The 14368-nt window shown below is 61.5% G+C and carries 14 protein-coding genes; 7 read left to right on the forward strand and 7 right to left on the reverse strand.

Annotation, left to right across the window (positions count from 1 at the left end; all coding sequences use genetic code 11):
• Positions 1-116 precede the first annotated feature (116 nt).
• Positions 117-443: a DUF883 family protein gene (locus tag ACQY47_RS14405; protein ID WP_003187304.1), complete on the forward strand. Its 327-nt coding sequence runs from the start codon at positions 117-119 to the stop codon at positions 441-443.
• Here the strand turns inward: ACQY47_RS14405 and ACQY47_RS14410 are convergent.
• Complete coding sequence (locus tag ACQY47_RS14410; protein ID WP_428557313.1) at positions 440-1336, reverse strand: LysR family transcriptional regulator; 897 nt, start codon at positions 1334-1336, stop codon at positions 440-442. The two genes, ACQY47_RS14405 and ACQY47_RS14410, sit on opposite strands and share 4 nt — an antisense overlap.
• A 109-nt stretch (positions 1337-1445) precedes the next feature.
• On the opposite strand from ACQY47_RS14410, the gene trpB reads away from it, so the two are divergent.
• The 3 genes from trpB (at position 1446) to ACQY47_RS14425 (ending at position 4078) form a co-directional block, all read left to right on the forward strand.
• Entirely contained in the window at positions 1446-2687 is a 1242-nt protein-coding gene (trpB, locus tag ACQY47_RS14415; protein WP_170040613.1) for a tryptophan synthase subunit beta, read from the forward strand.
• Complete coding sequence (gene trpA / locus ACQY47_RS14420) at positions 2687-3496, forward strand: tryptophan synthase subunit alpha (protein WP_017137924.1); 810 nt, start codon at positions 2687-2689, stop codon at positions 3494-3496. Before trpB ends, trpA begins: the two co-directional genes overlap by 1 nt.
• 138 nt (positions 3497-3634) lie before the next feature.
• On the forward strand, positions 3635-4078 hold the full coding sequence (locus ACQY47_RS14425) for an anti-virulence regulator CigR family protein (RefSeq protein WP_017137925.1): 444 nt from the start codon (positions 3635-3637) through the stop codon (positions 4076-4078).
• A gap of 212 nt (positions 4079-4290) precedes the next feature.
• Here ACQY47_RS14425 and ACQY47_RS14430 read toward each other — a convergent pair whose 3' ends face one another.
• The 6 genes from ACQY47_RS14430 to ACQY47_RS14455 form a co-directional block, all read right to left on the reverse strand.
• A complete protein-coding gene (locus tag ACQY47_RS14430) occupies positions 4291-5595 on the reverse strand; it encodes an MFS transporter (protein WP_099550181.1) in 1305 nt (434 codons plus the stop codon).
• 159 nt (positions 5596-5754) lie between these two features.
• Positions 5755-6903: a galactonate dehydratase gene (gene dgoD / locus ACQY47_RS14435; RefSeq protein ID WP_017137927.1), complete on the reverse strand. Its 1149-nt coding sequence runs from the start codon at positions 6901-6903 to the stop codon at positions 5755-5757.
• A gap of 48 nt (positions 6904-6951) precedes the next feature.
• Entirely contained in the window at positions 6952-7572 is a 621-nt protein-coding gene (locus tag ACQY47_RS14440) for a 2-dehydro-3-deoxy-6-phosphogalactonate aldolase (RefSeq protein WP_017137928.1), read from the reverse strand.
• Position 7573: 1 nt separating this feature from the next.
• Positions 7574-8533, reverse strand: a complete 960-nt coding sequence (locus ACQY47_RS14445; RefSeq protein WP_428557314.1) for a 2-dehydro-3-deoxygalactonokinase — start codon at positions 8531-8533, stop codon at positions 7574-7576.
• A 162-nt stretch (positions 8534-8695) separates the two neighbouring features.
• Positions 8696-9022: a DOPA 4,5-dioxygenase family protein gene (locus tag ACQY47_RS14450; protein ID WP_026013770.1), complete on the reverse strand. Its 327-nt coding sequence runs from the start codon at positions 9020-9022 to the stop codon at positions 8696-8698.
• Between the two features lie 30 nt (positions 9023-9052).
• The gene (locus ACQY47_RS14455) at positions 9053-10003 is read right to left on the reverse strand and encodes a choline sulfate utilization transcriptional regulator (protein WP_017137931.1); all 951 of its coding nucleotides are present in this window, start codon (positions 10001-10003) and stop codon (positions 9053-9055) included.
• Between the two features lie 103 nt (positions 10004-10106).
• Here ACQY47_RS14455 and betC point away from each other — a divergent pair, with 103 nt between their 5' ends.
• The 3 genes from betC to ACQY47_RS14470 all read left to right on the forward strand — a co-directional run bounded on the left by betC (position 10107) and on the right by ACQY47_RS14470 (position 14278).
• A complete protein-coding gene (betC, locus tag ACQY47_RS14460; protein ID WP_428557315.1) occupies positions 10107-11621 on the forward strand; it encodes a choline-sulfatase in 1515 nt (504 codons plus the stop codon).
• 18 nt (positions 11622-11639) lie between these two features.
• On the forward strand, positions 11640-12554 hold the full coding sequence (gene choX / locus ACQY47_RS14465) for a choline ABC transporter substrate-binding protein (protein WP_428557316.1): 915 nt from the start codon (positions 11640-11642) through the stop codon (positions 12552-12554).
• 155 nt (positions 12555-12709) lie between these two features.
• Positions 12710-14278 (forward strand): SulP family inorganic anion transporter, encoded by a 1569-nt coding sequence (locus ACQY47_RS14470; RefSeq protein WP_428557317.1) that lies wholly within the window; start codon positions 12710-12712, stop codon positions 14276-14278.
• The last annotated feature ends 90 nt before the right edge of the window (positions 14279-14368 follow it).

The raw sequence follows: 14368 nt of genomic DNA on the forward strand, positions 1-14368 counted from the left end.
TCTTCGTACTGCTTCTGGCGACCAATCCCACTCGAAAGTTCAGATTTACTGCACTTTCTGAAAACCGTGGAGTCGGTATCTACACATGCCACTCAATCACTTCAGGAGAGTTCCACATGGCCAACACTTCTTTACGCAAAGCGTCGCTGGAAAGCATGGAAGCCGAGATTTCGAGCCTGCTCAAGTCCCTTGAGAGCCTCAAGGACGATGCGTCCGATGAGTCGCGCAAAACGCTGAAGGCCCTGAAAAGCAATGCCGAGAATGCCCTCAAGCATTCCCGCCACCTGATCAGCGATGCCTACGAAGAAAGCAAAGTCAAAATCCGCGAAACCAGCGCGGCAACCCGTGACTACGCACAAGAGCACCCATGGACTACCGCCGGCGTTGCCGTTGGCGCGCTGGGCCTGTTGGCGGCTTACCTGCTGTGCAAACGCGGTGACTAAACTGGCTGGCGCAACAGCTCAGCCTTGAGCCACTGCGCCAACTGACCCGCGCGCCCGTCTGCGGCGCGCTTGGGTAGCCACAACGCCAGGTGCGCCGGGGTTTCACTGAAACCCCACGGCGCCACCAGGCGACCCGCTCGCAGGTCCTCTGCCACCAGCGGTTCGGGCGCAATTGCCACACCCAAACCCGCCACCGCCGCCTCCAGCAAATAATACAAATGCTCAAAACCCTGGCCGTGCTTCAACGCGCCGGGCTCGATGTCATGTTGCTGCGCCCAGATGGGCCAGGCCTGCGGGCGCGAGGTGGTGTGTAACAAGGCTTCACCGCACAGGGCGTGGGGCGGCGCCTGGCGCAGGCGTTCGTAACCGGCGAAGCGCGGGCTCATTACCGGGCCAATGCGCTCGCTGGCCAACTCATACACCTGCATGTCCGCTGGCCATGGCGGCTCAGCAAAAACCAGCAGGGCATCCAGGCCGGGGCGCCGTGGGTCGAGGTCGCCGTCACCCGCCGACAGGTGCAGACGCAAGTCGGGCAAGTCTGCGTTCAAGCGGCCCAGGCGCGGAATCAGCCAGCGCGCCAACAAGCTGCCCGAGCAGCCGAGCACAAAAGGCGCATCGGCGCCGGCCTGGGTCAGTTCGGCGCAAACATCCCTTAAACGCTCGAACGCTTCGGCACTGGCATCCCTGAGCCGAACGCCTGCATCTGTGAGTTTAAGGCCGCGCCCGTCTTTGGCGAACAGGCTGACACCCAAGTGCTCTTCCAGCACCTTCAACTGGCGACTGACCGCGCCATGGGTCACATGCAGTTGCTCGGCTGCCTGACTGACGCTGTTCAAGCGGGCGGTGGCCTCAAACGCACGCAAGGCATTGAGGGGCGGTAGGTCTCGGCTCATCTGTGAGTTTTCCTGACAGGTTGTGGCGATCTTATCGGTTTTCAGCCTGGCGCGTCAGGGGTAGAGTGGCCGTCATTGCCTCTCCTCACCTTCTTTCCTGGAGCGCCCCATGACTCAGTCCCAGACCGACCTTCGCAACGGCCCCGACGCCAACGGCCTGTTTGGCACGTTCGGCGGCCGCTACGTCGCTGAAACCCTGATGCCGTTGATCCTCGACCTGGCCCGCGAATACGAAGCGGCCAAGATCGATCCTGCGTTCAACGAAGAACTGGCCTACTTCCAACGCGACTATGTCGGGCGCCCAAGCCCGCTGTATTTCGCCGAGCGCCTGACCGAGTTCTGTGGCGGCGCCAAGATCTACCTCAAGCGCGAAGAGCTCAACCACACCGGCGCGCACAAGATCAACAACTGCATCGGCCAGATCCTGCTGGCGCGGCGCATGGGCAAAAAACGCATCATCGCCGAGACCGGCGCGGGCATGCACGGCGTGGCCACCGCCACCGTGGCGGCGCGCTTTGGCCTCGATTGCGTGATCTACATGGGCACCACCGACATCGAGCGCCAGCAGGCCAACGTGTTCCGCATGAAGCTGCTGGGCGCAGAAGTGATCCCGGTCGTGGCCGGCACCGGCACCCTTAAAGACGCGATGAACGAAGCCCTGCGTGACTGGGTGACCAACGTCGACAGCACCTTCTACCTGATCGGCACCGTGGCCGGCCCCCACCCGTACCCGGCGATGGTGCGCGATTTCCAAGCCGTGATCGGCAAGGAAACCCGCGACCAGCTGCAAGCCCAGGAAGGCCGCCTGCCGGACAGCCTGGTGGCATGCATCGGCGGTGGTTCCAACGCCATGGGCCTGTTCCACCCGTTCCTGGATGACACCAGCGTCGAAATCATCGGCGTTGAAGCCGCCGGCCACGGCATCGAAACCGGCAAGCACGCCGCCAGCCTCAACGGCGGTGTACCGGGCGTGCTGCACGGCAACCGCACCTTCCTGTTGCAGGACGACGACGGCCAGATCATCGACGCCCACTCGATTTCCGCCGGCCTCGACTACCCAGGTATCGGCCCTGAACACGCCTGGTTGCATGATATCGGCCGTGTTCAGTACACCTCGGTGACCGACGACGAAGCCCTCGAAGCCTTCCACAAATGCTGCCGCCTGGAAGGGATTATTCCTGCACTGGAAAGCGCCCATGCCCTGGCTGAAGTGTTCAAGCGCGCACCGACCTTGCCGAAAGATCACCTGATGGTGGTCAACCTGTCCGGCCGTGGCGACAAAGACATGCAGACCGTGATGCACCATATGGAACACTCTCAACAAGAGCAGTCAAAGCAGGAGAAACACTGATGAGCCGCCTGCAAACCCGTTTTGCGCAACTGAAAGAACAAAACCGCGCCGCCCTGGTGACTTTCGTCACCGCCGGCGACCCGGGTTATGACACCTCGCTGGCGATCCTCAAGGGCTTGCCCGCCGCCGGTGCCGACGTGATCGAGCTGGGCATGCCCTTCACCGACCCGATGGCCGACGGCCCGGCGATTCAACTCGCCAACATCCGTGCGCTGGAAGCCAAACAGAACCTGCTGAAAACCCTGCAGATGGTTCGCGAGTTCCGCAAAGACAACCAGGACACGCCACTGGTGCTGATGGGTTACTTCAACCCGATCCACAAATACGGCGTGCCCACGTTTATCGCTGACGCCAAAGAAGCCGGTGTCGACGGCCTGATCGTGGTCGACATGCCGCCCGAGCATAACGGCGAGCTGTGCGACCCGGCCCAGGCTGCAGGCATCGACTTTATCCGCCTGACCACGCCGACCACTGATGACGTGCGCCTGCCGACCGTGCTTAACGGCAGCTCAGGCTTTGTGTATTACGTGTCGGTGGCCGGTGTGACCGGTGCCGGCGCCGCCACCCTGGAACACGTCGAGGAAGCGGTAACGCGCCTGCGTCGGCATACCGACCTGCCGATCAGCATCGGCTTTGGTATTCGCACACCGGAACAAGCCGCCGCTATCGCCCGCCTGGCAGACGGTGTGGTGGTCGGTTCGGCGCTGATCGATCACATCGCCAATGCGAAAAATGATCAGCAAGCAATTGATGGCGTATTGAGCCTCTGCGCGGCGCTGTCGGAAGGTGTCCGTAACGCCCGTACGTAAGCGGCGTGTAGCAATGGGTAAAGTTCCTGATACAGAGGAATCATCCGGGCAATCCAGTACCTAAACTGACAAGACCAAGGGATTTCGAGCCTCGTTCGAAATCCCTTTTTTGTTCGTGCAGTACTGAGGAAAGCCCCCATGAAAATGCCTAAACGCTTGATCGCAGGTCTTGGCGTGTTGATGCTCGGCGCAAGTGCCCTGGCGCAGGCCGCGCCGCCCGACCAACGCGGCGATGGCCCAGGCCGTGGCGGCCCGCAAGGCCAGTACGAGCAACGCGGCGACGACCACCGCGGCCCGCAGGATAACCGTCGTGGCCCGCCACAGGACTTCGGCCCCGTGCGCCAGGTGATCCGTGACAACCACAACGACTTCCGCCGTGGCGCACCACCACCTCCTGGCGTGCGCCTGGTGCGGGGCCAACCGCTGCCACGCAACTACTACGGCGAACGCCTCGACAACCGCGCCTTGGCCCATCTGCCGCAATACCCAGGGTATGAATGGCGTCGTTCCGGCGGCGATATCGTGTTGATCGCCATCGGCACCAGCATCGTCTATCAAATCCTGGATGGCGCCCTCTACTAGCCCAGCAAAGCTTTTGTGGCGGGCGAGCTGTTGTGGCGAGCGGGCTTGCCCCGCGTTGGGGTGCGAAGCGCCCCCAAAACCAGACAACACGGTTTCATCTGGAAAAACCGCAGTGGCTTTATTGGGGCTGCTGCGCAGCCCAACGCGGGGCAAGCCCGCTCGCCACAACAAGCCCGCTCGCCACAGGGTTTCGGGCCACTCAAACAATGGATTTACAGCTCGATGCGCTCGACCTTGCCCACCAGCAACACGTAGGACAGCGCCCCCAGCAATGCCAGCACTGCGATATAGGTAATCGCCGGCGCAAACGAATCCCCACTGGCCAGAAAGCCAATCACTATCGGCGTGGTAATCGCCGACAAGTTGCCGATGAAGTTAAACACCCCACCCGTCAGCCCCAACAACCGCGCCGGCGCCAGGGTCGACACCAATGACCAGGTGATCGATGCCAGGCCATTGCCAAAGAACGCCAGCGCCAGAAACGCGATCACCCAGGCCGTCGAGTCCACATAGTTGGCGCCGATGATCGCCGTGGAAATCAGCAACCCACCAATGATCGGCAGCTTGCGCGCAAACCCTACCGACGTACCCCGGCGAATCAGCCAATCAGAAAAAATCCCCGAACACAGCACACCGATAAACGCAGCGAGGAATGGCAGCGAGGCCAGCAGGCCGGACTTGATGAAGTCCATGCCGCGATATTTCACCAGATAGGTGGGGAACCACGTCAGGAAAAACCACAGTGTCGAGTTCAGGCAGAACTGCCCCAAGTAGATGCCCCACAGCTTGCGCTTGCTCAGCACTATCCCGAGGTCGACCCAACTGAACGGCGCCTTGACCGCTTTCGCCTGCATATCCACCAGGCCGCCACCCTCGCGGATCAGCTCGATTTCTGCCGCGTTGGCGCCTTTGAAATCCTTCGGCTCGCGGTACACCGCGTACCAGATCAACGCCCACAGGATGCCGACGCCACCGGTGGCGACAAACACCATGTGCCAGCCAAACGCGTGTTGCAGCCAGGCCAGTACCGGCGTGAGGAACGCCAGCCCGACAAACTGCCCGGAGGTGTAAACGCCAATCGCGGTGGCACGCTCACGCTCGGGGAACCAAGTGGTGACCACGCGGCTGTTAATCGGATAGGCCGGTGCTTCCAGGGCGCCGACGGCCATGCGCAGCACGAACAGCGCGATAAAGCTGGCCGCAAACCCCAGCATTACCGTGGCGATAGACCACAACAGCAGGGCAGCCGTGTAGAGAATGCGCGGCGGCACGCGGTCCACCAGCCAGCCGCCGGGAATCTGCATGGCGGCGTAGGTCCAGCCGAACGCGGAGAAGATCAGCCCGACATGCACCGGATCGATCCCCAGTTCGCTGGTGAGCGCCGGGGCGGCAATCGACAGGTTGCTGCGGTCGAGGTAGTTGATCACCACGGTGATAAACAGCAGCACCATGATGAAGAAACGCTTTCTGCTAGGCGTGACGAGAGAAGCCTGCCCGGTGAAGGATTCAGGGTGCATGGGGTTGCCTCTTCTTATGTTTATTGAGGACGGGGCGCGGTCAATGTGGGAGCTGGCTTGCCTGCGATGGCGGTGCATCAGCTAACTGATCTGGCACAGGCGGACCGCTATCGCAGGCAAGCCAGCTCCCACAGTTGATCCGGTTCCTTCAGTGAGCAATCACCACTCGGCAAAGCTGCCGTCGGCATGCCGCCAGATCGGGTTACGCCAGCGGTGGCCGATGGCGGCGCGTTCGATCACGTATTCCTCGTTGATCTCGATGCCCAGGCCCGGCCCGTTGGGGATCTTCACGAAGCCTTTGTCATAGTCGAACACGCCTGGATCGCGCACGTAATCGAGCAGATCATTGCTCTCGTTGTAGTGAATACCCAGGCTTTGCTCCTGAATAAACGCGTTGTAGCAAACCGCGTCCAATTGCAGGCACGCCGCCAGGGCAATCGGGCCTAGCGGGCAGTGCAGGGCCAAGGCCACGTCGTAGGCTTCGGCCATGTTGGCGATCTTGCGGGTTTCGGTGATGCCGCCCGCGTGGGACGCGTCCGGTTGGATGATGTCGACATAACCTTCGCTGAGCACACGCTTGAAGTCCCAACGGGAAAACAGCCGCTCGCCCAGGGCAATCGGCGTACTGGTCAACGGCGCCAGTTCTTTGAGCGCTTCGTAGTTTTCGCTGAGCACCGGCTCTTCGATAAACATCAGCTTGTACGGGTCCAGCTCTTTCATCAGCACCTTGGCCATGGGCTTGTGCACGCGGCCATGGAAGTCGACGCCGATGCCGACATTAGGCCCGACCGCATCGCGCACGGCGGCAACGTTGGCCAATGCCAGGTCGACTTTCTCGAAGCTGTCGACGAACTGCAATTCTTCGGTGCCATTCATTTTCACGGCGGTGAAGCCACGGGCCACGGCCTCTTTGGCGGCACGGGCGGTGTCGGCGGGGCGGTCGCCGCCGATCCAGGAATACACGCGGATCTTGTCACGCACCTGGCCACCCAACAGGTCGCTGACCGACACGCCGAGCGCCTTGCCCTTGATGTCCCACAGCGCCTGGTCGATACCGGCGAGGGCGCTCATGTGCACCGCGCCGCCACGGTAAAAGCCACCGCGATAGAGCACGGTCCAGATATCTTCGATATTGCGTGGGTCTTTGCCGATCAAATAGTCGGAAAGTTCTTCAACGGCGGCGGCCACGGTGTGGGCGCGGCCCTCCACCACAGGCTCACCCCAACCGGTCACGCCCTGGTCGGTCTCGACCTTGAGGAAGCACCAGCGCGGCGGGACGATAAAGGTGGTCAGTTTGGTGATTTTCATCTTCTTATCTCTCTTATCGATGCAGCGCCAGGGGCGCAAACCTTGAGTTCAGTTAAGCGCGTTCCAGGCCGCGACATAGGCCTGGGCATTGCTCGCCACTTGGTCCACCGACATGCCCGGTTTGAACAACCCGGAACCCAGGCCAAAGCCCTTGGCGCCAGCGTCGAAATACACCTGCATGTTGCCTGGGGTCACGCCGCCCACCGGCAGCAGTAAGGTGCCGGTCGGCAATACCGCCAGCCACGCCTTGATCACCGCCGGGCCCATTTGCTCGGCCGGGAACAGCTTCAAAACATCTGCGCCTTCGGCCAGCGCGGCGAAGGCTTCGGTCGGCGTCGCCACACCCGGCGACAGGAACAGCCCCGCCGCTTTGGCGGCACGCAATACCTTGGCATCGCTGTGGGGCATGACGATGACTTGGCCGCCGGCGGCTTTGACCTGCTCGACCTGTTCCGGGGTCAACACGGTGCCCGCGCCGATCAGGCAATCGGCGGGCAAGGTGTCGCGCAGGGTGCGGATGCTGGTGTAAGGGTCCGGCGAATTCAGTGGCACTTCGATCACGCGAAAACCGGCCTCATAGAGCACCTGGCCGACCGCCTGCGCTTCATCCGGGCGCACGCCGCGCAAGATTGCGATCAAACCGTTGTGTGCGAGTGCTTGCTTGAGCATGTCAGGCCTCCTGTACAGGTTGAGTGAGCCCAGCAGCGACGGCCAACTGCCACAGACCGCGCGCGGTGGCTTCCTGCGCGAGGCTGACGTGGACGAAGCCGCAGAGGGCAAGGGCGCGTTGGTAGCGGGCGCAGAGGTCGGCAGCGCCGACCAGGACGATAGGCTTGTGTTTGGCCTGCTGCGGCAAGCCGGCGAGTTCGTGGCCGATCAGCAGGCCGGACAGATAATCGGGCTGCTCGTCTGGCGCCAGTTCGCCGGTCAACCCCAGGGTACGAGCGCTGAACAAGGTCGACAGCACGCCGCGCTGGCCGTCGTTTGACAGCGCCACGTGGACGCCACGATCAAACGCCGCGACCTGGAATTTTTCGGACTGTTGCTGGGTACGCCCGAGAATGCTGTGCTTACTGAGTACCGCAAACAGCTCACCGGTCATGAATGTGTCGAAGTGGGTGATGCAGCCTTCAACCACCTCGACCCATTTGGAATGGCTGCCCGGCAGGCCGATCAACACGTCGGCGCCCAGGCCTTGCAGCACACCCAGCACTTGAGTTTCTTCGCCACGCATCACATTGGGCAAGCCGACCCGCTCGATCACACCCGGCACAATATGCACCTGCACCCCGCGCAGGCTGCGCACAGGGTGCAAGGCCTGGCCGAGGCTGGCGACGTCGACGGGCGTTTGCCGATAGGCCGCTTCGCTCCAGCCTTGGGCGCTGCCGACCATGCCGCAGGCAATCACCTGCAGGCCGGGCTGCGCGTCGAGCCAGTCGCCGCAGGCCGCATCGAACGCCAACTCAAAGCCGTCACTGCACAGCACGCCAGCAATGACCCGGGGTTCGCTGGGCAGGTGCATGATGCCGAACGCCAACGCGCGCTGTTCGAGCACACAGCCAGCCGGGCCGAGTTTGTAAGCACGAAGGGAGCTGGTCCCCCAGTCGAGCGCGATCAATTGCGCCTGCATCGCTTCACCTGAAATGAGTGGGTGCTGAAAAAGCTGATGGGCGAATATAAACCTACGGCCGGCAATATCTCAATATATAAATAACAGTCCCATATATTGGGAGAACATAATAAAAAATCCCATCGCCTTTGCTCACGGTGATGGGATCAGGTGCAACAGTGGTTAAAAAATAGACAGGTTCAGCTCACGCATCGCGCCCATCCAGATCGCGTAATCGGTGTGATCTTTCAGGTCATCACCGGTATCCGGGTGCAGGAACACCACCAACCCATCGCGATGCAGCGCCAGCCAGGGCAACACCACGCCGATGTATTCCGGCTCGAATGCCAGCTGGCAGCTCCAGTCCGGGTGGGGGCCGACCGGCTTTTCGTGTACACGACCCATGCTCAGCGGGAACAGCTTGGCTGCGTCCTCGCAGAGCTTGCGCGCCTGGTCGATGGTGCTGGCGTCGAAGTAGATATGGGCGTGGTAGCCCTTGATACGTTGCATGACGAAATCCGGATCCAATATGCGCCGATCCTAGACCGCAATCGACGGCAGGGCCAGCCCGGTCAACGACTGCGCGCTGCTGGCTTGCTCGGCCACCAGCCAGTCGACAAAGCGCTCGACCAGTTGCCCCCGGCGTTTGCGCTGGGGCTGCACCACGTAATAACCGAAGCGCGAGATCACCGTGTCATTGATCGGCCGGCACAGCCAGTTCTGTTCCAGCAGGTTATCCACCAAGTGCCGCCAACCGATGGCCACGCCCTGGCCGGCAATCGCAGCCTGGATCAGCAGGGTGTAATTGTCGAAGCGCAATTGCCCAGGCGTGGGCGCCGTGGTGATGCCCAACTCACGAAACACGCCGCTCCAGTCGAACCACTGGCTGTTGTTTTCCTGGCGCAGGTGCAGCAGCGGGTAATCGTGCAGATTTTGCACCGTCAGTGGCGTGGATTGAGCCTTGAGCCACTGCGGGCTGCACACCGGAAACACTTCCTCGTTGAACAGCCACAAGCTCTCGCCCTGCTTGAAACGACCATCGCCAAACAACACCGCCACGTCGATATCGCTGCGCAAAGTCGCGTGGTTGCGTTCGCTGGTCACCAGGCTCACATCCACCTGCGGGTTGGCCTGGTGAAAGCGATGCAGGCGCGGCATCAACCAGTAGGCGGCGAAAGCAAAGTCGGTGGCCACTTGCAGCACTTCGTGCTGGTCCTGCTGGGTGATCGTGCTGAGGCCTTGGTTGATGGCCTGCAAACCGCCTTGCACCTGTTCAAACAACAGCGCGCCCGCATCCGTCAGTTCGATGCCTCGGTAGATGCGATCGAACAGGCGGATCGCCAGTTGCTCTTCAAGGCGCTTGATCTGCTGGCTGATGGCTGGCTGCGTAGTGCCTAGCTCCATCGCAGCGGCGGTAAAGCTGCGATGGCGCGCCGCGGCTTCAAAGGCACGCAGCAGGTCGAGGGACAGATCACCGAGGGCTTCATACATAAGCTGTGCTTATCCTAGACATTGCTTTCCATGGGCTTTACCCCATTTTCCATGGGCTGCATGCTCATTCGCATAAACACCGCCTATGGAATGCCGATAGATCATGAAGCGCAAGAACATTCTTTTCATCATGGCCGATCAAATGGCCGCGCCGATGCTGCCGCTCTACGGACCTTCCCCGATCAAGTTGCCGAACCTGAGCCGCCTGGCTGCACAGGGCGTGGTGTTTGACGCCGCCTACTGCAATAGCCCGCTGTGCGCGCCTTCGCGTTTCACCCTGGTCAGCGGCCAGTTGCCGAGCAAGATTGGCGCCTACGACAACGCCGCCGATTTCCCCGCCGATGTACCGACTTATGCCCACTACCTGCGCCGCCTCGGTTACCGCACGGCACTGTCGGGCAAGATGCATTTCTGCGGGCCAGATCAGTTGCACGGCTATGAAGAACGCCTGACCAGCGACATCTACCCGGCCGACTATGGCTGGGCGGTGAACTGGGATGAACCGAACGTGCGCCCCACCTGGTACCACAACATGTCGTCGGTGCTGCAAGCCGGGCCGTGCGTGCGCACCAATCAGCTGGATTTCGACGAAGAGGTGGTGTTCAAAGCCCAGCAGTATCTGTTCGACCATATCCGTGAAGACGGCAACCAACCGTTCTGCCTCACCGTGTCGATGACGCACCCACACGACCCGTACACCATTCCCAAGCCGTTCTGGGACCTGTACGACGACAACGACATCCCAATGCCGGCAACCCCCGCGCAAGGCGATCTCGACCCGCATTCCCAGCGCCTGCTCAAGGTTTACGACCTGTGGGGCAAGCCGCTGCCTGTGGACAAGATCCGCGATGCGCGCCGCGCGTATTTCGGCGCGTGCAGCTATATCGACAGCAATGTCGGCAAGCTCCTGCAAACCCTGGAAGACACCGGCCTGGCCGACGACACGATCATCATCTTCTCCGGCGACCACGGCGATATGCTCGGCGAGCGAGGCCTCTGGTACAAAATGCACTGGTTCGAAATGGCCGCCCGCGTACCGCTGCTGGTGAGTGCGCCCGGCCAGTTTGCGGCGGGCCGCGTGAGCAACGCCGTGTCCACCGCCGACCTGCTGCCCACCCTGGTGGAACTGGCCGGCGGCGAGTTGGACCCGCGCCTGGCGCTGGACGGCCGCTCGCTGGTCCCGCACCTGCAAGGGCAGGGCGGGCACGACGAAGTGTTTGGCGAATACATGGCCGAAGGCACCATCAGCCCACTGATGATGATTCGGCGCGGCGCCTACAAATTCATCTACAGCGAAGACGACCCTTGTCTACTGTTCGATGTACACACCGACCCGCATGAACGGAAAGACCTCAGCCAGTCACCGGAACACCGGCCACTGTTCGAGGCGTTTTTGAATGAGGCGCGGGCCAAATGGGACATCCCGGCGATCCACCAGCAGGTGCTCGCCAGCCAACGCCGTCGCCGCCTGGTGTTCGAGGCACTGACCCAAGGCAAGCTGAAGAGCTGGGATCACCAGCCACTGGTGGACGCCAGTCAGCAATACATGCGCAACCATATCGACCTCGACGACCTGGAGCGCAAGGCACGTTATCCACAACCCTGCCAAAACCAATAAATAGACAGAGGGAAGGCCATGCAAAAGTTGACCGTGGTACTGAGTATGTTGGTGCTGGGCAGCGCCAATGTGTACGCAGACGCTAGCTGCGAAACGGTAAAAATGGCCGATCCAGGCTGGAGCGATATCGCCGCCACCAATGCCATCACCGGTTTCCTGTTGAACGGCATGGGCTATAAGGCCAAGGTCGACACCCTGGCGGTGCCGATCACGTTTGGCGGGCTCAAGGATGGCCAGGTGGATGTGTTCCTGGGCAACTGGATGCCGGCGCAGCAGGGTTTCTACGACAAGTTCGTGGCCAATGGCGATGTGGTGCAACTGGCGAAAAACCTCGACGGCACCGAGTTCACCCTCGCCGTGCCGGACTATGTGTGGGACGCCGGTGTGCATGATTTTTCCGACTTGAACAAATTTTCCGACAAGTTCGACAAGAAGATCTACGGCATTGGCTCCGGCGCGCCGGCGAACATCTCGCTGCAGGAGATCATCAAGAAGAATGACTTCGACCTGGGCCAGTGGAAGCTGATCGAGTCCAGCGAGCAGGCGATGCTGGCCGAAGTGTCGCGGGCGGTGAAAAAGCAGAAGTTCGTGACCTTCCTCGGGTGGACGCCGCACCCGATGAACGTGCAGTTGAAAATGCATTACCTCAAAGGCGGCGAGAAATATTTTGGTGACACCGGCAGCGTGTATACCTTGACCCGTAAGGGTTATGCACAGGCCTGCCCGAACGTAGGAAAGTTGCTGACCAACCTGAGTTTTACCCAGGAGATGGAGAACAGCATCATGGCCGAGGTGGCCAACAATAAAGTCAGCAATGCCGACGCGGCAAAAGCGTGGATCAAAGCCAACCCGGCGGTACTGGACACATGGCTGGATGGCGTAAAAACCCTCGACGGTAAAGACGCACTGTCTGCCGTAAAAGCCAAACTCTAAGGGCCGCCGCGCATCCCTGTGGGAGCTGGCTTGCCTGCGATACAGACAACTCGGTCTGCCAGACAGACCGAGGTGATGCTATCGCAGGCAAGCCAGCTCCCACAGAGACTTAGGTGTACTGATACTCTGAGCTAAACCTTTCTACCGAGTCTGCGATGCCCCGGCCCAACCGCCACACTCTCTTCCCCTTCCTTGCCTGGCTGCCGCGCCAAACCCGCGCCAGCGTCGGCCGGGACGCGATTGTCGGGCTCAGCGGCGCCGTGCTCGCCTTGCCGCAGTCCATTGCCTACGCGCTGATCGCCGGGCTCCCACCCGAATACGGCCTGTATGCCGCCATCATCCCCGTCTTGATCGCCTGCCTGTGGGGCTCCTCCTGGCACCTGATCTGCGGCCCGACGGCGGCGATTTCCATCGTCCTGTACGCCAGCGTCAGTCCGCTGGCCGTTCCAGGCTCTCAGGACTACATCACGCTGATCCTGTTGCTCACATTCCTCGCCGGTGTGTTCCAGTGGCTGCTGGGCATGCTGCGCTTTGGCGCGCTGGTGAATTTCGTCTCGCATTCGGTGGTGCTGGGTTTCACTCTGGGCGCTGCCGTGGTGATTGCCTTGGGGCAATTGCCCAACTTGCTGGGGCTGGATTTGCCCAGCCAGGCCACGGCGATCAATAGCTTGCTGGCACTGGTGGACCATGCCGGTGAATGGGACCACGCCTCACTGGCGCTGGGCCTGGGCACCTTGCTGGTGGGCGCGCTGCTCAAATACCTGGTCCCGCGTTGGCCAACCCTGTTGATCGCCCTGACGCTGGGCAGCCTGGTGGCGTGGCTGTGGCCGGCGATGTTCGGGCATGTGGCGCGGGTGAGTTCGTTTATCGGCAAACTGCCACCGTTCAGCCCGCTGCCGATGGACCTGGATATACTTCTGCGCCTGCTGCCCAGCGCCGTGGCGGTGGGCATGCTTGGGCTGGTCACCAGCCTGTCGATTGCGCGCTCGTTGTCGGCGCGTTCACAGCAATTGCTCGACGCCAATCAGGAAGTCCGTGCGCAGGGTCTATCCAATATCGTCGGGGGCTTTTTCTCCGGGTACTTGTCGGCCGGTTCCTTTACCCGCTCCGGCCTCAGCTATGAAGCGGGTGCCTGCTCGCCGTTGGCGGGCGTGTTTTCCGCGCTCTGGGTGGCATTGTTTGCGTTATTTGGCGCGGCCTTGATCGCGCACATCCCGATCCCGAGCATGGCCGCAAGCATCCTGCTGATTTGCTGGGGCCTGGTGGATCATCGTGGCATTCGCGCGCTGTTCCGCGTCAGCCGCGCCGAGTTTGTGGTGATGAGCCTGACGTGCGTCGCGACCTTGCTGCTGGAGCTGCAAACGGCGATTTACGCGGGCGTGCTGGCATCGTTGTTTTTCTACCTCAAACGCACCTCACAGCCGCGGGTTCAGCAATGGCGCGACGGTGATGAGGATGTGTTGCGGGTAGGCGGTTCGATCTTCTTCGGCGCCAGCCATTACCTGCAAGTGCGGCTGCAAAGCCTGCAGGGCGAGCGGGTGGTGATCGAGGCGCAGCAAATTAACTTTATCGACTATTCCGGGGTGGAGATGCTGCACCAGGAGGCGCGGCGGTTGGTGGGTGTGGGGCGTAGCCTGACGTTGCGCCGGGCGCGGCCGCAAGTCGTCGAGGAACTGAAAAAGCTGGAAGGGGCCGATAAATGCCCCATCCATTTTGAAGAATAAACACGGTTAAAACTGTGGGAGCTGGCTTGCCTGCGATGGCGGTGAATCAGCCAGCACATCTGTATCTGATACACCGCCATCGCAGGCAAG

It is taken from the genome of Pseudomonas edaphica, from assembly GCF_965277385.1.
GTDB lineage: Bacteria > Pseudomonadota > Gammaproteobacteria > Pseudomonadales > Pseudomonadaceae > Aquipseudomonas > Aquipseudomonas edaphica.

Excerpts from the sequence above, each read along its gene's own strand:
- ACQY47_RS14405 (WP_003187304.1), top strand. The coding sequence starts at position 117 with ATGGCCAACACTTCTTTACGCAAAGCGTCGCTGGAAAGCATGGAAGCC.
- ACQY47_RS14410 (WP_428557313.1), bottom strand. The coding sequence starts at position 1,336 with ATGAGCCGAGACCTACCGCCCCTCAATGCCTTGCGTGCGTTTGAGGCC.
- trpB (WP_170040613.1), top strand. The coding sequence starts at position 1,446 with ATGACTCAGTCCCAGACCGACCTTCGCAACGGCCCCGACGCCAACGGC.
- trpA (WP_017137924.1), top strand. The coding sequence starts at position 2,687 with ATGAGCCGCCTGCAAACCCGTTTTGCGCAACTGAAAGAACAAAACCGC.
- ACQY47_RS14425 (WP_017137925.1), top strand. The coding sequence starts at position 3,635 with ATGAAAATGCCTAAACGCTTGATCGCAGGTCTTGGCGTGTTGATGCTC.
- ACQY47_RS14430 (WP_099550181.1), bottom strand. The coding sequence starts at position 5,595 with ATGCACCCTGAATCCTTCACCGGGCAGGCTTCTCTCGTCACGCCTAGC.
- dgoD (WP_017137927.1), bottom strand. The coding sequence starts at position 6,903 with ATGAAAATCACCAAACTGACCACCTTTATCGTCCCGCCGCGCTGGTGC.
- ACQY47_RS14440 (WP_017137928.1), bottom strand. The coding sequence starts at position 7,572 with ATGCTCAAGCAAGCACTCGCACACAACGGTTTGATCGCAATCTTGCGC.
- ACQY47_RS14445 (WP_428557314.1), bottom strand. The coding sequence starts at position 8,533 with ATGCAGGCGCAATTGATCGCGCTCGACTGGGGGACCAGCTCCCTTCGT.
- ACQY47_RS14450 (WP_026013770.1), bottom strand. The coding sequence starts at position 9,022 with ATGCAACGTATCAAGGGCTACCACGCCCATATCTACTTCGACGCCAGC.
- ACQY47_RS14455 (WP_017137931.1), bottom strand. The coding sequence starts at position 10,003 with ATGTATGAAGCCCTCGGTGATCTGTCCCTCGACCTGCTGCGTGCCTTT.
- betC (WP_428557315.1), top strand. The coding sequence starts at position 10,107 with ATGAAGCGCAAGAACATTCTTTTCATCATGGCCGATCAAATGGCCGCG.
- choX (WP_428557316.1), top strand. The coding sequence starts at position 11,640 with ATGCAAAAGTTGACCGTGGTACTGAGTATGTTGGTGCTGGGCAGCGCC.
- ACQY47_RS14470 (WP_428557317.1), top strand. The coding sequence starts at position 12,710 with ATGCCCCGGCCCAACCGCCACACTCTCTTCCCCTTCCTTGCCTGGCTG.